The organism is Neolewinella aurantiaca, assembly GCF_008014675.1.
GTDB lineage: Bacteria > Bacteroidota > Bacteroidia > Chitinophagales > Saprospiraceae > Neolewinella > Neolewinella aurantiaca.
Window position 1 is genome coordinate 132,551 of sequence record NZ_VOXD01000011.1, and the last position, 19,043, is coordinate 151,593.

A 19,043-nucleotide genomic window follows, 5' to 3' on the forward strand; every position below is an offset into this window, starting at 1 on the left:
ACTTGAACCTTCAATCATTATCATTCCTTCCCGATTGATAATCCAAATGTACATGCGCTTTTCACTTTGTCAAATGTTACGTTCACCGCTTATTGTTATCCTCAGTCAGTCTGTTTTGGGTGTTTCTGTTTCGTGAAATTGAAATTAAGTTTTGATTTTTGATTTTTTTCGGAACTATAAAAGTAAGGACAACGATTTTTAGATGTTTGTTTCAACGCCTTTGTTTTAGCGTTGTGGGTAATCTGTTATGTCCAAAGCGGGAAGGGTGGGACGAAGAAGAGAATGTTTTCAAATAAAAAGGTGAATTCCGGCGGAATCAGGCTCAGTTTACTGTAAACCTTCTTTCCAGGCGATTACCGGCTTTGTCTACCACAGTAAGTAAGTGGCGGCCCTTTTCAACATCTACGGTCAGGCTATGGAAAAGTGTTGTTTCGCCGAGGTAGTTTCCGTCCAGATGCCAGAACACGGTTGTCTCTTTGTCCTGATGGGCCAGTTCAAAGAAGATGGGCTCTGTTTCTCCTTTCCAGTTTTTGACCGGACTGAGTACCCCATTTTTGTAGGGATAGATAAATTGCATAGGGCTTTGAGCAACTTCATGGCCAGAGCCGCAATCAGGGTGTAGCGGTGGCATTGGTTGGTATTCAGGGTGCTGTTGCCGGTAATAGAAGGCCTGGCGGGCGGGCAGAACAAACCAGTTATGTGGTGTTGCCGGGGTAGGGCCACAATCGAGGCGAACCCGGAACGTAGCTGCTTCGTTGGTGAAAATCTTTTTGTGGTGAGGGCAGACCTTACTTCGTTCGCTGTTAGAGGCCACCCACTGGTCTTCGGGGGGGCAGTCTGGCCCGGCCAGATGGCCGGATACTGAGCATATGGTCGTCTCGACCATATCATCCCAAGGTGGTTCAAACCATGCCGGAGCTTCGGTACTGTGCTCTTCCAGGGCGCGGAATATGTTGAACATAAGTGGTGCTGCGGCGCGTACCCCCACGAGTCCTTCGCGGCCTTCGCCGTCGGCGTTGCCCGACCAGACACTGACGACGTATGCGGGGGTGGAGCCAACCGCCCATGCGTCGCGGAAACCGAAACTGGTGCCTGTCTTCCAGGCAATGCGGCGACGGGAGGTGAACCGGCGCGCCGCACCGGTATCATCGGGTCGGGTGAGTTCGGTCAGGGCCTCGAAGGTGAGGTAAGCTGAGCCGGCTCCGATGGCTCCTGGTGTCGGGCTTAGTTCTTGCAGGGGAGGCCTGGTGCGAGAATCGAGCAGGGTGGGGCGGTCAAAGTCGGAAGATTGGTATTGCCCCTGACGGTCATAGAAATAGCGGAGTTGCCGGGCCATCCCCAGGAACCAGCCGTTGATCTCTTCCATTGTGATCTCGCCGCCACCGAGTATGAGCGACAGGCCGTAGTGACCGGATGGTTGATTGATTTGCTCAAAACCGTAATCGCGCATTACGGCATGAAAACGGGGGACACCATAATCCTGGAGCAGGTAAACGAAGGGAATGTTCAGCGAGCGGGCAAGGGCTTCGTTTGCTCTGATTGCGCCGTCGTAGTTCTGGTAGAAGTTTGCCGGCTGAAAATTATCGAATCTCGTCGGGATATCAGCCAGCAACCCCCGCGGCGTAAGCTTTCCGTCTTCCTGGGCCAGTGCGTAGAGCATAGGTTTGAGCAGGCTGCCGGGCGAACGAGGAGCTGTGATGATGTCGACATCAGGCGCGAACGCAGGTGCAAGGTCCGGTGAATTACCGACGTAGGCCACCACTTTACCCGTAGCGACTTCGGTGACCATCGCGGCGGTGTTGTGTACCTGGTTCCCAGCGAGCAAAGACTGATGACGGCGGACCAGTTCAGTGATTTCGGTCTGTAGCCCTGCATGGAGACTACTGCGGTAGCGCCCCGGCCCGTGTGCCTGCCGCAGGCGCTCCAGTAAGTGCTCGCCGGCACGGGGAAGGGGATGTGGGTCATCGGGCAGAGGCTCGAGTTTTGCGAGCCCGGCTTCGGCGGAAGAGATTTCTTCGCTCCGGGCGAGGTCGTCGAGCAGGCGGTTGCGCTTAAAGCGCAATTCCTCCCGCGACCGGCCGGGGTGGATCAGAGCAGGACTATTGGGTAAAACTGCGAGGGTGGCTGCCTCGGCCCAGCTCAAGGCCGCAGGAGAGCGGCCATAATACCTGCGGGCTGCAGCCTCGGCACCAACTACGTTGCCGCCAAAGGGAGCGTTGGCCAGCCAGAGGCGGAGAATTTCGTCTTTCGAGTATCCGGCTTCCAGGCGCGTAGCAACCGTTGCTTCTAACACTTTTTGCACCAGCGTCCGCGCCTTATTGCCCCGCGCCATTCTGGCCACCTGCATCGTCAGCGTAGAACCACCGGAAACCACCCGCCCAGCCGACCAGTTGTCGAGCAACGCACGCACAAAGCCACGTGCACTAATACCCCAGTGGCTTCTGAAGGTCTTGTCTTCGTAGTTGATTACCGCCGCAATGAGTTTCGGCGAAACACTGTCTGCTGCCGGCATCCGCCACTGGCCGTCGGCGGCAATTCGCGCACTAAGTAACTCCCCGTCGCTGCTAAGCAATTCGGTCGCTAACGGCGCCCTGAAGAGCGGTTTGGGCAAACAGAACAGCCACCAAACGAACAGCACGAGGAAGACCACTAAAGCGGGCTTTCTTCCTTTTTGCCAGAGCCATTGTAGTCGTTTCCGCACCGGGTTAAAGGTTCTGATCTGAGATTTTGGGCGCTGTGCCGTCAACTTGTGGTATCTGGCGGTTACTTTAGAGGTAAGGACTGAAGCCGTACCTTCCTTCAATCTACCATGTGGTCAGTAATGCTGTCTCTTTCGTTGCCCACGTAGAACGCACGGATTTGGGGTTGCAGTATCCAAATGCCGACGGGCCAGAAGATGAGAAGTAACAAATGAATTGCGGAGCGATTATGGTACGGAATCCGCGGGTGCTTGATTTGGTTCAGGGTCGATACGAGATGGGCGTGCCGAATCACCTCACAAATGCCCCAGATCAATACAGAAAGCATAATCAGGTACTCACCACTGATGCCGATCACTGTATATTCCGTCAGGAATGAAACCTGATTTCGGGCAGACGATGCGACTGCTACCCATACAGACAAAAGCAGCAATGGTGGTAGGAACACCGAGGCCCGAAAAAGAAGGAAACGCTGCTTTTTACTTTTCTGTAATTTGCCAGCAACAACGGTTCCAATTTTATACTGCCAGATAATCTGTACGGCTGAAATACCAAAGAGCAGAGCAGCAACAGTATATAGGAAGGCTATCAGAAACTCGTTCGGACTTGCCGCTGCATCATACCTGGAGTTAGTTCCATAAGCAGCCACCAAAACGCAAGTCCCCAGCAATGCTACAAGTACAGAAGGAATCAACGCCACACAAAACAAATGCCACGCCCGAAGCTTCAACGTCCAGTCCACTACTAGAGCTTATAGTTCGGTTCCAGGTTATGCCCCTGTTCGTCGTAGAACCGCTTGATGATGTCGAGCACCTCTTCGGGAGAGTCTACAACGGGGATGAGGTACATGTCGTCCATGGCGATGGTCTTCTCTTTCTCGGCCATGGTTTCTCTGATCCAGTCGATCATGCCGCCCCAGTACTCCGTACCGATCAGGATGACGGGCACTTTTGTGATTTTACGGGTCTGAATGAGGGTTAGTACTTCGAAGAGTTCGTCCATTGTTCCGAATCCGCCGGGGCAGCAGATGAAGGCCTGTGCGTACTTCACAAACATAACCTTACGGACGAAGAAGTAACGAAAATCGATGTCTTTATCCGGATCGACGAAGGGGTTGGAACTCGTCTCGAAGGGCAGGTCGATATTAAGACCGATGCTGGCCCCTTGCTCGAGGTGAGCGCCTTTATTGCCTGCTTCCATGATGCCCGGGCCTCCGCCGGTGATAACACCGTAACCCTCGCGGACGAGTGCGCGACCGATTTCGGTAGCGAGCTTGTAGTATTTATGGTCGGGCTTTGTCCGGGCGGATCCAAAGATAGAAACACAGGGACCGGTCTTGTTCATCACTTCGTAGCCTTCAACGAATTCACTGATGACTTTGAACATTGTCCAGCTGTCTTCGCCGGATACATTGCCGTGCCAGCGGCGTGGGGCGTGGTGGCCGAAGTTGGATGGATTGCTCATGGAGTAGGATATTTAATTTTTAAAAAGGGAGGCGAAGGTACGGTAGACTGTTGGCATTTAGGATCGTTGGTGTTTTAGTCTGTTGGATCGTTGGTTCTTTGGTGTAACGAACCAACAGACCAACGAACTAACGATCCAATTTCGCTTTCTGCCATAGAGCTTCCATGTCTTCAAGCGACATTTCTGCCAGTCCGCCGTCGCCGGCAGCTTTTTCGACCGACTCGAAGCGCTGGCGAAACTTGAGGTTGGTGCGTTCCAGGGCAGCTTCGGGATCAATTCCTTTCCAGCGGGCGTAGTTGATGAGGCTGAAAAGAACGTCTCCGAATTCCTCTTCCTTGTGGCGGTCGTCTTCCGCCTGGTGGAACTCTTCCAACTCTTCCCGGACTTTATCCCATACCTGGTCTACGTTATCCCAGTCGAAACCAAATTGAGCGGTTTTTTCCTGCATGCGCATCGCTTTTACCATTGCCGGAAGCGCAGTAGGTACACCAGAAAGGACCGTTTTTTTGCCCTTCCCGCTTTTAAGTTTGATCTTTTCCCAGTTCTGTTTTACCGCTTCTTCGTCCTCGGCTACTACATCACCGTAGATGTGCGGATGCCGCTCAATCAGCTTGTCGCATACGCTGTTCAGAGCGTCTGCAATATCCCACGCTCCCTGTTCGCTGGCAATTTTAGCGTAGAATACCATGTGGAGCAGAATATCTCCGACTTCTTCCTTGATTCCGTCGAGGTCTTCCTTGAGGAGCTCATCGGCCAACTCGTAGGTTTCCTCGATGGTCAGTTTGCGGAGAGAAAGGAATGTTTGCTTTCGGTCCCACGGGCACTGCTCGCGCAGTTCGTCCATAATAGTAAGCAGACGCTGGAAGGCTTCGGTTTTGGCTGTCATGGGGGCGAAGGTAAAATATTTGGGAGGAGAGTTTTTTGGGGAGGAGGTTCGGGGTGTTTTTTCGACATGTCGACAAGTCGACATGTCGAAAAACCGACATGTCGATATATCCGAGTTGAAGACCACACCAGGATCTACAACTACCTCTAATGTTTAAACAATTCACTTAGTTTACCTTGACCAGGGATCATTTGCCCGTCATTTACGGTTTCCGTTCGTCGGTATCAACTCGTTGTTTGTAGAAATAAACTGCGCTTTCAACGGGTTGATTAATGCAACCTGTTGCTTTTAAGGTGATTAACCCCTAACTTTAGGGTGATCCAACACTATTGCGCGAGTAAACGACTCGCAGATTGGTGATTGTTCTTTGAAAAAACCGGATTGTGTTTGTCGTATTCATCTTCAAACTGTTTAATCATGGAATTTAAAATCCATACCTACTGGAGGACTGCCGAGGGCGGTGCTCCGGAAATTAGAAAATGCATAGTTTTTCACGAGACTGAAGTTCAGTACGTTATCGTCCCAGAAGTAGGGATGATGGATGTGCTGGCCGAAAAGTCTCTTTTTGTTATTACCAACCCTTCCACCAACCGGAAGGAGTATTATGATTTAACCCGAATAGCCACTATTGACGAACGACGTTTAAATAGACAGAGCTGCGGACAACTGACCACCGCCGACAGCAAGCGATTAAGTTTTGTGTTAAGGTCACTTTTAGCTCCCCGGATCGGACGTAACCAATGTCCTTTTGCCGGCACCATTGTGAGCTGCAACTTTGAAAATTCCACGGATGCTTTAATATTGAATAAGTTTCGTCCCGGCCTCATCGTAAAAATGTGGGCCAACGGGAAAGCATTAGTGTTACCAATAACTTCTTCAGAGAAGAAGCATAAATACCGGGCCATCCTGCCCATTGGGAAAGTAGGACCATTGACCAAGAGGTCTTTTGTCGCTATCGACCAGTGGTACAGCGTAAGCCTGAAAGACATCAAATTTCACCCCGATGGCCAACTGCCACAGTTGGGCACCGTGTTGTTGCAGGAGCGCTGCAGCTATTATTGGGCTTGATGTCGCTTTAGCTTCAGTGTTGGATTGTTTTCTTTACCGAAAACCCGTAACCAGATTTACGACAAGCTAATTTGGCAGACCTGGTCCCTTTCACCAGTCAAAATCAGAAGCCCGGATGAACAAGCGTTCATTCGGGCTTCTTTGTTTGGTATCGGGCCTGACCGGAACAAATCAGGCGAGAAAACGAATGGGTAAACCCGGTGGCTGGTCCACTAGTAAGCACCGCTACTCAGATACCGGTCGCCGCGGTCACAGATGATGCAAACGATGAGGCCTTCGTCGAGTTCTTCGGCGAGGCGGAGCGCGGCGGCGGTTGAACCGCCGGAAGACATCCCCGCAAAAACGCCCGCTTCGCGGGCGAGTATCCGCATCGTCTTGATGGCCTCGTCCTGACTCACATCAATTTTACGGTTCACCACGGAGTCGTCGTAAATCTTCGGCAGAAACTCCGGGCTCCACCTGCGGATGCCGGGGATGCTGCTACCGTCGGTAGGTTGTACACCGACGATCTGAACAGTATCCGATTGTTCCTTCAGGTAGCGTCCTGTTCCCGTGATGGTTCCCGTGGTCCCCATGCTGGAAACGAAGTGGGTGATTTCGCCGTCGGTATCTCGCCAGATTTCAGGGCCGGTAGTGCGGTAGTGTGCCTTCCAGTTGTCTTCGTTGCTGAACTGATTAAGCTGCACGTAACCTTCTCCGGAATCTTCCATCCGTTGGGCGAGTTCGCGACTGTATTCGATGGTTTTTTCGGCGGGGGTGAGGATCACTTCCGCGCCGTATGCCCGCATAGTACCCACACGTTCGGGCGTTGAGTTCTCGGGCATCACAAGGGTAATTGGAATCCGCAACTTTGCGGCAATCATGGCCATTGCTATTCCGGTGTTGCCGCTGGTGGCTTCAACGATAGATTTTCCGTCGAGGTCGCCGCGCTCCCAGGCGCCCAGAATCATGCTCAGTGCGGCCCGGTCTTTTACGCTGCCACCAGGGTTTTGGCCCTCCAGTTTACCGAAGATTTGTACGGCGGGGTTGTCGGACAGGTCTGAAAGGTCAATAAGCGGAGTATTACCGATAAGTGAGAATAAATTAGACATAGATCTGGTTCTGTGGTAGCGTTAAGATGAAGGTCCGGTTGCCCGAAGTCACGCTCTTAACGCCTTAGCCCGCTAAGGGGTTGTCTGTCACTCAAAACTCAGGTAAGGCAAAATCCGGGGCTTGTTTTCATCATTGATGAGACGGAGCCGCGACAGATCTTCTGGCCCGTTGAAACGGCCAAATTTTTCCCGGTTTTTTACGATCGAATTGGCCAGGTTCCGACTGATATAGGGGTGCTTTTTGAGTTCTTCGTAGGTAGCGCGATTGATAACCAGTGGACGGTAAATCTTACCTGGGGCGAGGTATTGCTCGATCAGTTGGAACGTAGAATCCGGTAATCCCCGTGTTTCAGCGACTTGGCTGACGGAGGAAAAACCGCCCATCGCATCCCGAAAACGGACAATTCGCTTTGCCCGGTATGAACCAATACCCGGCAGGGATTGCCAGGCCGTGGTGTCGGAGCTGTTGATGTCGAACGAAGCGGGTGGGGGAGGCGGAGTTTTAGGTTTGTAGGCGTACGTTTTGGGCGCGGCCGCAGGTGCAGGGGAGGTTGAAGGAGCAATGCGCACAAGGTCTAATATCGATTCGACAAGCACTGAATCCAAAGCCCCGACTCGCCGTAAATCCGTTGCCCGCCGAAAGGTTGTTGCCCGGTCTCCACGGTAGCGGACCAGGCTTTTTGCCTGCCATTCCGGAAACCCAAGCAGCTGAAAACTATCCTTCGTAATGGTGTTTGGGTCAAACGTGAAGCGTTGGGCGGGGGCTTTGGCTTTCTCTTCCTCCGGCGGGATAGTGGCCAGGGCTACGAGGTGGTCTTTCTGATCGTCGCTCATGGTCCTGATCCGGCGGATATCTTCCGGTTTCCGGAAGGCACGACCGTATTTGGCTTTACTCCGGTAGCCGATGAAAGCGGCCGCCTGCTTCGGGCTCAGCCCGAGCCGCTCGAGATCCTGCGCAGAGACCGTGTTGGGGTCAAAGGCAAAACCTTGCACCTGCCTCCGGGCCGTATTCTTCGCCCCCGCAACCGAAACCCGGGCTAGCGGGATCAGGCGTGCTTTGTCGTCGTCGCTCAGCACATACAACTTGCCGATGTCTTCGGCCCTACGAAAAGCATTCGTTCTCGTACCACGAAATTTCAACCATCCCGCAGCCTGCTTGCTGCTGAGGCCCAGTTCCTGCAGTTCTGCCGCCGAGACGGTATTGGGATCAAATGTGAAAGCCTTGGGCGGCGGCCGGAAGCTCCTCCTTTCTTCGGCTTTTGTGGTGGTTCGCAAGTTCAAACCCTCTGCCAGTATGCGCTCCGATGGCTTGTCGGGAGCATACATTATCCGGTCTGCGCTGAGACAGAGAATGATCAGGCCAGCAATAAAAACGACGAGCCCCATTCGCTGTGCCCGTGGATATGCCCCGTAGCGGTAAGTCATTGAAACAGGAGTTGAAAATAGAAAAAGACGAAGAAAACAAGCAGGTGCATCAACCCGATAAAGAGCCCAAAGGCCGGAGCAGGGCGTCTACTGCATCGGAAGCGGCAACTTCATAAACTGACACAGCAGCCCCCCCATCAGCGCAAGGCAAATGACCCAGTAGCCGGTATGCAGCGCCATGTACTTCCAGCTTTTACGCTCGAACAGGGAGTTGATACAGATGATACCACCCACGAACACCAGCCCGAACGCTCCTCCGTGAAGCGCACCGTGCCCGAAATGAAGATGCCTTGTGTACATCCCGTATTTTGTATCGAGCGCGTTGAGGTCTTGCCACAATACACTGCCCGCGTCGTTCCATTCGGGTAACATGCCGAACATGCCCGAGAGGCCAAACTGGTGCATCACGATCACGTGCAGGAACAATGTAACCAGAAAACTATAAAAGTAGGTCAGACCAAAAATCTTCAGCATGTTTCCGCCTTCCAACATCTCGTCGGTTATGCCGGCTTCATGTTTCCAGGTGTTGTGAAACAAGAGCGGGCCGTACCAGAAGAAGCCGACGACAAGGGGAAGAAGTGCAATCAGGAAAGTGAGCCACCAGTTTACGGGTGCCATAGCATGGAGTGTTTGGTTGGGTTAAAGCTAGGCGTTGGTACATGCAATTACTAGCAATTGCGTTTTTATTTTTGGAGCCGGCAAGTGGACCAGAACAGGTCCGCCGAGGGGGCAAGCCTGTCGCGGGTCGTCCCTGTTTTCTCAGTAGAGCCCTGAAGTGTAGGGTTGGTTGCCCGGGCATTCATCCTTCGGGCTGAGCCGCCTGTGATGCGGCCACCGGTTCGATGATCCGGCGGGTGGACGGGCTGTTGGTCAGAATAACTTTCGATACTTGCCAAAACAACATTTTGTTGTTCGGAATACCCGCCGTAGGTTTGCAGCGCAGGCAAGCAACTTGCACAACGGAATTACCATGATTAATCGTCACTTCTACTTTTACTTTAGCTTTTACTTTTACCCCATCCGGTAAGGGACGCTAAACTATTGTAGAAATAACAATGCGAAAAGTGGCCCTGATAGAGATCGGGGCCACTTTTTGTTTTATAACCATCCAATGGAAACTACCATCGCCACCAAAGAATTAAAAGTAAGCATTCAGGGTTACGCTGGAGCCTTTCATGAGGCTGCTGCCAGGGCTCATTTTACCGACCAGAAAGTAGTGACGGTACCCGCCCATACGTTTTCCGATGTGGTGGCTCAGGTGGAGTCTGACCGCAGCGATGTTGGCCTCATGGCCATCGAGAATACACTGGCGGGCAGCCTGATGGCGAATTACGACCTCCTGCAAACGGCCAACCTGCGCATCACCGCCGAGGTCTACCTGCGGATTCGCCTTAACCTCATGGCTTTGCCCGGCACGGACCTGAGCCAACTGCGGGAAGTGTATTCTCATCCCGTTGCCTTGATGCAGTGCCGGGAGTTTTTCAAGGCCTGGCCACGCATCGAGGTGATCGAAGCCGTGGACACGGCGCTCAGCGCCCGGGAGGTGATGGAAAAGAAAGATCCTACGCGCGGTGCGATCGCCAGCTCCGCGGCAGCGGAGCTTTACGGACTGGAAATTCTCGCTCCGGGCATCGAAACCAACAAACTCAATCATACCCGCTTTCTGGTGCTGGAAAAAGGGAGAGATCATTCCGGCGACAAGGGCAATAAAGTCAGCCTGAGCTTCAGCACCAGCCACGAGAGCGGTTCTCTGCACAAGGTGCTCAACGTACTGGCGGCCTATGAGATCAACCTCACCAAAATCCAGAGCAAACCGATTGTCGGACGCCCCTGGGAGTACCGCTTCCACGTAGATTTTCTGCTGGAAGGCCATGTCACTCTCGAACAGGCGCTAGAGGCTATCCGCCCGATTACCCGCGAGCTGCGGGTACTGGGGGTCTATAACGAAGGCGACAAACCCTGAGCGACAATAAGGTCCAAAACTTTTCGGCCCGCCGGCCAAACGCTAAGAAAATGACAATTACAGATAACAAAACCATCATCTCACCCGCCGCCCGCCTGGGCGAAACAAAAGAGTACTACTTCAGTATCAAATTACGGGAGTTGGCGGCTCTGCGTGCGCAGGGCAAAGACATCATCAACCTGGGCATCGGCAGCCCGGATATGCCGCCCGCACCAGAGGTTGTGGCGGCCCTGACGGAGACCGCGCAGCGGCCCGATGTCCACGGCTATCAACCTTACGCCGGCCTGCCGGTGCTGAGGGAAGCGTTTGCCGGCTGGTACAAGCGGTATTTTGACGTAAGCCTTGATGCCGGGTCTGAGATTCTGCCCCTGATTGGCTCCAAAGAGGGCATCATGCACATCAGCATGGCTTTCCTGAATCCGGGTGATGAAGTGTTGGTGCCCAACCCCGGTTACCCGACTTACCGTTCGGCGACCGAACTGGCCGGTGGCGTCATCCGCGATTACCGGCTCTCCGACGCCACTAACTGGTTGCCGGACCTCGAAGCGCTGGAAGCTTCTGACCTCAGCAAAGTCAAAATCATGTGGGTGAATTACCCGCATATGCCTACAGGAACAGCCGCGCCGGAAGGATTTTACGATCGCCTCGTGGCGTTCGCGCAGCGCAACGAAATACTGCTCTGCAACGACAATCCTTATGCCTTCATCCTGACCGAGACGCGGAAAAGCCTCCTTTCGGTACCGGGCGCAAAAGCGGTCGCGCTGGAGCTCTCTTCGCTCAGTAAGGCGCAGAACCTGGCCGGCTGGCGGGTGGGCGCGGTCGCAGGTGCAAAGGAATACCTGCAGAGCATCATCCGGTTCAAGAGCAACATGGACTCGGGGACGTTCCGCCCCGTACAGGAAGCAGCGGCCGTAGCCCTCAACCTTGGCCCTGATTGGTACGAAAGCCTGAATGGCCACTACCGCCGCCGCCGTGAAATAGCCTTCAGCATCATGGACGAACTGGGTTGTACGTACCGGACCGACCAGGTAGGCCTTTTCGTTTGGGCCAGGTGCCCGGCCGGAACCGATGGCTTCGCCATCAGCGACGCAGCGCTCTACGACAAAGATGTATTCCTCACCCCCGGCGGGATCTTCGGAGATGAAGGCAACGGTTATGTACGCATCAGCCTCTGCTCATCGGAGGAAAGGCTCACGGAAGCCCTGACGAGACTCAGGGCCAACTAGTCCCGCTTCTTCAACATGGGCATTGCACCCGCGGCCGCGCCGGAACCATCGGGTTACGCGCTGCTGTTCGCAGTACTAATCTAATTTTTAACCAGCTTAATAATTCTCACTTGACCGTTACTATAATCGGAATTGGACTGATCGGTGGCTCCCTGGGCATAACCCTGAAGGAAAACGGATTCGCGACGCGCGTAATCGGCGTCGACGCCAGCGAGGAAAACCTGCATAAGGCGACCCGCCGACGGTTGATCGACGAAGAAATGAGCCTCGCCGAAGGCGTGGCAGTAGCCGATGTCATCGTGCTCGCCACTCCGGTCGATGTGATGCGCAAGCTCCTGCCGGAAATACTGGACAGAATAAGCGACAAGCAAACTGTGATCGATGTGGGCTCCACTAAAGAGCAACTTCTGGATGAAGTCGTCAACCACCCCAATCGAAAACGCTACGTCGCCTGTCACCCCATGGCCGGTACGGAATTCAGCGGACCGGAAGCTGCGCTTCCGCGCCTGTTCGAGAATAAAGTCTGCGTGATCGTCGACGCAGAAGACTCGGCCGATAACGCGCTCGAGGTTGCGCGGCGTCTGTTCAGAAGTGCGGGGATGAACTTCAGCCGTCTGGACCGTAAAGCACACGATCTGCACTGCGCTTACGTTTCACACATCAGCCACATTGCCAGCTTTGCCCTGGCCCTTACGGTGCTGGAAAAAGAACGCGACGAACAACGGATATTCGACCTGGCCAGTTCCGGCTTCAGCTCTACCGTCCGCTTGGCGAAGTCCTCGGCGGATATGTGGATCCCCATCTTCCGCCAGAACCGCGACCATGTCCTCGATGTCCTCGACGAGCATATCGAACAACTCTCAAAATTCAGAACTCAACTCATCAAACGCGACTTCGATGGTTTCTACGAACGTATCGAACGCGCAAACGAAATATCAAAAATTTTAAAATAAATTGCCGGCCTGTCGTCGTTGGCTGTCAGTATTGACGCCGCCGACAACGAAGTTCCGGACAACCAACAACCGTCTAACAATGGAAATGAACATTAAAAAGGTACTGACCCCAACTCCCGGCCGTGGCCTCGTAATCGCCGGTCCCTGTAGTGCCGAAACCGAAGGCCAGGTAATGCAGTGTGCAAAAGACCTTGCCAAGCTCAATCAGGTGGATCTTTTCCGTTCTGGTATCTGGAAGCCCCGTACCCGCCCGGGAAGTTTTGAGGGGGTCGGTAAAGAAGGCTTGCAGTGGCTCAAGCGGGTAAAAGAAGAAACGGGTCTGCGTACTACCACCGAGGTGGCCAAAGCATCCCACGTTTACGATTGCCTGAAGGCGGGAATCGACGTACTGTGGCTCGGTGCCCGTACCACCGTAAACCCCTTCAGTGTACAGGAAGTAGCCGACGCACTCAGCGGAACGGATATTCCCGTACTGATCAAAAATCCGATCAATCCCGATCTGGGACTCTGGCAAGGTGCGGTAGAGCGGATCTACAAAGCCGGTATCACGCGTATCGGTCTTATTCACCGCGGGTTCAGCTACCACGGGAAAACCTCTTACCGCAACGTACCGCGCTGGCAGATGGCCATCGAAATGAAGCGCAAGTTCCCGGATCTGCAGATGTTTGTCGACAACAGCCACATCTGCGGCCGTCGGGATACCCTCCAGGAAGTTGCCCAGGAAGCTCTGAACCTCAACTACGACGGTTTGATGACCGAAGTACACCCACGCCCGGACGAAGCATGGTCTGACGCCGCCCAGCAAATCACTCCTGAAGTCTTCGGGGAAATGCTCCAGAACCTCCGCCTCCGTAAGCCGACCGCTGACGAAGTTGAAATGGCTGACCTGATCGAACTGCGCCGCCAGATCGATGAAGTAGATAGTGACCTGATCGGTATGCTCGGTAAGCGCATGCAACTGGCCGACTCCATCGGTGAGTTCAAAGCTGCCCGCAACATTGCCGTTCTGCAGAGCGACCGCTGGGAAGCCATCATGGCCGAAGCAGCAAAAGCCGGTGCAAAACACGGTTTGAGCGAGGAGTTCATGAAATCTTACCTGCGTGCGGTGCACCAGGAGAGTATCGATCACCAGGACGCTATTGTTAACCGGTAGGCGGTGGTGTCCGGGCGCTTGAAGACGCTTCAAGACCCTCCAAATAAAAGGATCTTGAAGCGCTTGTGGTAATGTAGCCGTAGGCGGAATTACCGCAAGTCTTCAAGCGTCCGGTTTTTTTATCCATTATCCGAAAAGCCAGGATAAAGCATCATCCCCCCGTCAACGTATAGGGTGGCTCCGGTTACATAGTCCGCCGCATCCGAACAGAGGAAGGCACATACATTTGCTATGTCTTCCCCCTGGCCGATACGGCCGTAGGGAACGAGGGTGAGTAATTTTTCGAGTGCTTCCGGTGTGTCCCAGGCATCCTCGTTGATGTCGGTCTTGATGGCTCCGGGCGATATTGCGTTCACCCTTATTTTGTCTGGGGCCAGCTCCTGGGCCATCGATTCCATCATCATTTTAATACCGCCTTTGGCGGTAGCGTAGTTGACGTGTCCGGCCCAGGGGATTTCGTCGTGGACCGAGCTCATGCAGATAATCTTGCCCGCCGCCCGGCTGCGATCGTGCACGCCCTGCTTACGGAAGATTTTAGCCGCTTCGCGGCAGGCGAGGAACTGACCGGTGAGGTTGATCCCGATCACTTTATTCCATTCTTTCAGGGTCATGGTCGTAAACGACGAATCTGACTGGATGCCGGCGTTGGCCACCAGAATATCGAGGTGACCGTATTCTTTAAGGCAGGCTTTAAAGAGTTTTTTGATATCTTTCTCGTCCGAAACATCAGCCTTCACGGCGATAGCGCTTCCGCCTGCGCCTTTAATTTTTTTCACTACGTCTTCGGCTTCCTCCTTACTGCTGTGGTAATTGATGACGACTTTAACGCCTTCCTGTGCAAGCCCGATGGCACACGCAGCACCAATGCCGGTACTTGAGCCGGTAACTACTGCTACCTGGTTTTTGAGTTTAAGTTTCATAGTAGATTTTAGAGTTGAAACCGTACTGTTTGGGTGGATGTTGGGATGCGTCAGTTTTATCTGCCAGGTTTTGTAACAATAAAGGTCCGTGTCGACGTATATTTAAGGCATGGGCGCGGCCGCAGGTGCAAAGCAGGTTGGAAGGATGGGGTAGGTCCGTAAAAAAGCCCGCTGTCCGATTGGTCTGTGCTCAACGTGCCATAAGCCTGGCGAAACGGGAAGCCATGTGGCTTCGGATAAATTGTTGATGAACAGACCCGGAGAACGGGCGTGTTAAAGATATCTAAAGGGTGTTTACTTCCGGACCGTTTTGTAACTGTATCCGTTTACATTCATGCCCCAATAATCGGCCCGCTGAGCGGCTAATGCCACTTTGGTCGATGAATTGGGATGGAAATACGACGAACGACAACTGTTTACTTAGATAGTAAGATAAGTCGTGGCAAACAGAATTTCCAGAGCAAATCCGCTGCCGGTGGGTTTGAGTATGGTTGCCCTGCAATTGATATGGTGTTACGCCGCAGATAAGAATAGTAAGGAGAAGAGGAGACGCCAAAAAACTTTTATTGCACCTGCGACCGCGCCCCGAATGCCGGAATTACCTGGATAAACAAGGTGGGGCGTCAGATTTTTAAAGTGGTTAAGTGTCTCTAATTTCAAACGATGTATCGTTTTATGGCGTTATCCTAACAATACTTGCGTGAAAATTAGTCTTTCAAAGGCATTATTTTGGTGGCACGATGCTTACATTGGCCACCAGAAAGGGAAATACAAAACAAAATATGAACGATTCACGAGCACAATTGCAGCCAGCCGTGCTGCTTTTCTTAGTTTCAATCCTCCTGTTTCTGGCCTACGGCTGCGGGAGTAGTCAGCCAGAGGTACGCAGTGCGCTGGTTTTTTCGAAAACGGCGAAGTTCAGGCACGCTTCTATCGAAGATGGCAAGAAAATGTTTCTGCGTCTGGCCGAGGAAAAGGGTTTTTCGGTAGACACTACCGAAGATGCTTCCGTTTTTACCCAGGAAAACCTCTCGAAGTACAACCTGATCATTTTTCTGAGTACAACGGGAGACATTCTCAACGAGGCGCAGCAGACAGAACTCGAACGTTTCATGAAAGCGGGAGGCAACTGGATGGGCATCCATGCTGCTGCCGACACCGAGTATAAATGGCCCTGGTACAATAAACTTTGCGGTGCCTGGTTCCTGAACCATCCCAAACATCAGGACGCCACGATCATCATCGATGAGCCCAATCATCCTTCCGTTGCGCATTTGAACGAAACCTGGAAGCGGTTCGATGAATGGTACAACTACAAGAACATCGAGGAAGGCATCACTCCCGTAATGCGCGTTGATGAAACCAGCTACGAAGGTGGCAAAAACGGAGACTTTCACCCCATGGCCTGGTACCGCGACGTCGAAAACGGCCGGTCGTTCTACACCGGCGTGGGCCACACCCCGGAAAGCTATACCGATCACGATTTCATCGCTCATATCTGGGGCGGAATGGAATACGCCTGGGGAGACGGCAAGCCGGTAGACTACTCGCAGGTGAAATCTGCCCCCGAGGAGAACCGCTTCGAAGTAGAAGCGCTGGTAACCGGAATGCGCGAGCCGATGGAAATGGAACTGCTGCCCGATGGCCGCCCGCTGTGGGTAACCCGGCAGGGTGAAATCCATGTCTATGACCCTGATTTCGAAACCTCAGCCAAAGTTGCTGAGCTCGACGTCTGGACCGAATTTGAAGACGGCCTGCTCGGCGTAGCGGTTGACCCCGATTTCGTAAACAACGAATGGCTATACCTTTATTACAGCCCCAATACCGAAGAGTCGGTCAACCGGCTCAGCCGGTTCAAATTCTCCAACAACCAACTCGTGATGGACAGCGAGCAACAGATACTGGATGTACCGACCGACCGCAACAAATGCTGCCACTCCGGTGGCAGTATTGAGTTTGGGGGCACAGGCTTGCTGCACCTCTCTGTCGGTGACAACACGAACCCTTTCGAATCTGACGGTTTTGCGCCAATCGACGACAGCCGTGAAGAACCCAACTTCGATGCGCGCCGGTCTTCGGCCAACACGATGGACCTCCGGGGCGGCATCGTCCGCATTAAAGTCGAAGAAGACGGAAGCTACACCATCCCCGAAGGCAACCTGTTTAAAGACCCCGAAGTAGGCCGCCCCGAAATCTACGCGATGGGGATGCGGAACCCGTTCCGGATACACGTAGACCAACACAATGGCAACGTTTACTGGGGCGACGTCGGCCCCGATGCCGGTAAAGACAGCACCGGCATTGGTCCCCGCGGCCACGATGAAGTTAATGTAGCCCGCGAAGCGGGCTTTTTTGGTTGGCCGCTTTTCATCGGAGACAACAAACGCTACCACGCCCGTGACTTTAAAACCGGCGAACTGGGAGACGCCTTCGACCCGGCAAAGCCGATCAATAACTCGGCCTATAACACCGGAGCAAAGGAACTACCCCCGGCTCAACCAGCCATGATCTATTACCCTTACGCCGAAAGCCCCGAGTGGCCGCTGATGGGAACCGGTGGCCGCAACGCCATGGCCGGCCCCGTCTTTTACCGCGATGACTTCAACGATTCCGATTCCCGCTTTCCCGAATATTACGACGGTAAATTCTTCTTTTATGACTGGATGCGCGACCACATCATGGCCGCCGACCTCGACGAAACCGGCTACGTGACCGACTTCGAGCGGTTTTTGCCCAATCAGGACCTCCGCCATCCGATGGATATGATGTTCAGCCCGGATGGAGACCTGTACATTATTGAGTACGGCCGGAAGTGGTTCTCCCGTAACAACGATGCCCGTCTGCTGCGCATACGGTTCAACGCCGGCAACCGCCGCCCTGTTCCTGAACTCGAAATAGCAGAAACCATCGGAACCGCTCCTTTTCAGCTCCGTGCCGACGCCAGCGCCAGCCTCGATTACGACGGAGACGACCTGAGCTATACCTGGCTACTCGACGGTAAAAAGATCGGCAGCGAAGCTGAATTGAACTACGAAGTACCGGCGAACGGAGAATACACCCTCACGATGGTGGTACAGGACGAGGAAGGAAACGAAAGCAAACTCGAAAAGCCCCTCATAGTGGGCAACAGCATTCCCAAACTGGCCATCGAAATTGCGGGCAACAGTTCGTTTTTCTGGCCTGGAGACCGACTTGACTATAACGTGGAAGTGTCTGACCTGGAAGATGGAACCATAGACCCCGCGGCCATTACCGTTAGTCTGGACTACCTGGAAGGGGAGGATCTCGTGCAGATAGAGCAGGGCCACCAGGTGGCCGGACAGGGAACCGCTAACGCAATCGGGAAGTCGCTGATCGATGATTCCGACTGCGCCAGCTGCCATGCAGTCAACGAATCCAGCATCGGCCCGAGCTACCAGAGCGTAGCGGACCGGTACCGAAAAGACAAAGACGCCGTGAAGTACCTGTCGGGCAAAATCATCGCCGGCGGTGGTGGCGTCTGGGGCGAGCAGAGTATGGCCGCACACCCCGACCTGAGCGAAGGCGATGCTGCGCAAATGGCCGAATACATCCTCAGCCTCGCCGGACCTGCGCCCAACGCAGAAAGCCGGCCAGCCAAAGGCATCGTCGCTCTCGATAAGCATAAAGAAGGTACGCCGGGCCGGTACTACCTGCAGGCAAGCTACACCGATCAGGGTGGCCCCGACGGCCTGCCGAGACTCACGACCAAGAAAGTTGTGGTACTGCGCGCGCCGGTTCTTGCTGCCGATAAATTCACGGAAGGCAAAAAAGTGATGGCCTACCATGTAGACGGTAAAGACAACCCGATGGGCGACGAAGAGATGGACCTGTTGGTAGCCAACGGAGGCGGGTGGGCCAGCTACGGAGCAGTAGACCTGACCGGTATTGAGGCCATAAAAGCCAAAGTTGCCCTAGTGCCCCAAATGACCGCCGGCGGAACCATCAAGGTTCGCTCCGGTCATCCGGTAACGGGCAAGGTCGTAGCGGAGGCAACCATAAAGCAGGGCGTTTCCACCTACGGTGTCAACGACGTAATCCTGCCGGTCTCCGGCGCTGGCGTCGGAAGTAAGCCGCTTTACTTTACTTTCTCGGCCGATTCCGATGCGCCCGACGCTGTGATGGGCGCGATCCTTACGATCGAATTCATGCGTACCGAACTCTCCCGGTAAGCTTA

Annotated in this window: 14 protein-coding genes; 6 read left to right on the forward strand and 8 right to left on the reverse strand. The window is 53.8% G+C overall.

Annotated elements, in window-relative coordinates; translation table 11 throughout:
* Window positions 1-322: 322 nt before the first annotated feature.
* From pbpC to mazG, 4 genes are all read right to left on the reverse strand, one after another.
* Complete coding sequence (gene pbpC / locus FUA23_RS09080; RefSeq protein WP_187270945.1) at window positions 323-2,701, reverse strand: penicillin-binding protein 1C; 2,379 nt, start codon at window positions 2,699-2,701, stop codon at window positions 323-325.
* Window positions 2,702-2,799: 98 nt separating this feature from the next.
* Window positions 2,800-3,441 carry a hypothetical protein gene (locus tag FUA23_RS09085; protein ID WP_147930422.1) on the reverse strand — a complete coding sequence of 214 codons (642 nt, stop codon included), beginning with the start codon at window positions 3,439-3,441 and terminating at the stop codon, window positions 2,800-2,802.
* A 2-nt stretch (window positions 3,442-3,443) separates the two neighbouring features.
* Window positions 3,444-4,163: an LOG family protein gene (locus FUA23_RS09090; RefSeq protein WP_147930423.1), complete on the reverse strand. Its 720-nt coding sequence runs from the start codon at window positions 4,161-4,163 to the stop codon at window positions 3,444-3,446.
* A 127-nt stretch (window positions 4,164-4,290) separates the two neighbouring features.
* Window positions 4,291-5,049, reverse strand: a complete 759-nt coding sequence (mazG, locus tag FUA23_RS09095; RefSeq protein WP_147930424.1) for a nucleoside triphosphate pyrophosphohydrolase — start codon at window positions 5,047-5,049, stop codon at window positions 4,291-4,293.
* Window positions 5,050-5,466: 417 nt separating this feature from the next.
* Between mazG and FUA23_RS09100 the strand changes: the two genes are divergently transcribed.
* Window positions 5,467-6,117, forward strand: a complete 651-nt coding sequence (locus tag FUA23_RS09100) for a hypothetical protein (protein WP_147930425.1) — start codon at window positions 5,467-5,469, stop codon at window positions 6,115-6,117.
* Between the two features lie 212 nt (window positions 6,118-6,329).
* On the opposite strand, the gene cysM is transcribed toward FUA23_RS09100, so the two are convergent.
* The 3 genes from cysM to FUA23_RS09115 form a co-directional block, all read right to left on the reverse strand.
* A complete protein-coding gene (gene cysM / locus FUA23_RS09105; protein ID WP_147930426.1) occupies window positions 6,330-7,208 on the reverse strand; it encodes a cysteine synthase CysM in 879 nt (292 codons plus the stop codon).
* Window positions 7,209-7,295: 87 nt separating this feature from the next.
* The gene (locus tag FUA23_RS09110; RefSeq protein WP_147930427.1) at window positions 7,296-8,633 is read right to left on the reverse strand and encodes a helix-hairpin-helix domain-containing protein; all 1,338 of its coding nucleotides are present in this window, start codon (window positions 8,631-8,633) and stop codon (window positions 7,296-7,298) included.
* A gap of 87 nt (window positions 8,634-8,720) precedes the next feature.
* Window positions 8,721-9,251 (reverse strand): DUF1761 domain-containing protein, encoded by a 531-nt coding sequence (locus tag FUA23_RS09115; protein WP_147930428.1) that lies wholly within the window; start codon window positions 9,249-9,251, stop codon window positions 8,721-8,723.
* 493 nt (window positions 9,252-9,744) lie between these two features.
* Here FUA23_RS09115 and FUA23_RS09120 point away from each other — a divergent pair, with 493 nt between their 5' ends.
* From FUA23_RS09120 to FUA23_RS09135, 4 genes are all read left to right on the forward strand, one after another.
* Entirely contained in the window at window positions 9,745-10,596 is an 852-nt protein-coding gene (locus FUA23_RS09120) for a prephenate dehydratase (protein ID WP_147930429.1), read from the forward strand.
* A gap of 50 nt (window positions 10,597-10,646) precedes the next feature.
* Entirely contained in the window at window positions 10,647-11,822 is a 1,176-nt protein-coding gene (locus FUA23_RS09125; RefSeq protein WP_187270946.1) for a pyridoxal phosphate-dependent aminotransferase, read from the forward strand.
* Window positions 11,823-11,932: 110 nt separating this feature from the next.
* A complete protein-coding gene (locus FUA23_RS09130; protein WP_147930430.1) occupies window positions 11,933-12,775 on the forward strand; it encodes a prephenate dehydrogenase in 843 nt (280 codons plus the stop codon).
* Window positions 12,776-12,854: 79 nt separating this feature from the next.
* Complete coding sequence (locus tag FUA23_RS09135; RefSeq protein WP_147930431.1) at window positions 12,855-13,928, forward strand: chorismate mutase; 1,074 nt, start codon at window positions 12,855-12,857, stop codon at window positions 13,926-13,928.
* Between the two features lie 119 nt (window positions 13,929-14,047).
* Here the strand turns inward: FUA23_RS09135 and FUA23_RS09140 are convergent, their stop codons facing one another.
* Window positions 14,048-14,848: an SDR family oxidoreductase gene (locus FUA23_RS09140; RefSeq protein WP_147930432.1), complete on the reverse strand. Its 801-nt coding sequence runs from the start codon at window positions 14,846-14,848 to the stop codon at window positions 14,048-14,050.
* 782 nt (window positions 14,849-15,630) lie between these two features.
* Between FUA23_RS09140 and FUA23_RS09145 the strand changes: the two genes are divergently transcribed.
* Complete coding sequence (locus tag FUA23_RS09145) at window positions 15,631-19,038, forward strand: ThuA domain-containing protein (protein ID WP_187270947.1); 3,408 nt, start codon at window positions 15,631-15,633, stop codon at window positions 19,036-19,038.
* The last annotated feature ends 5 nt before the right edge of the window (window positions 19,039-19,043 follow it).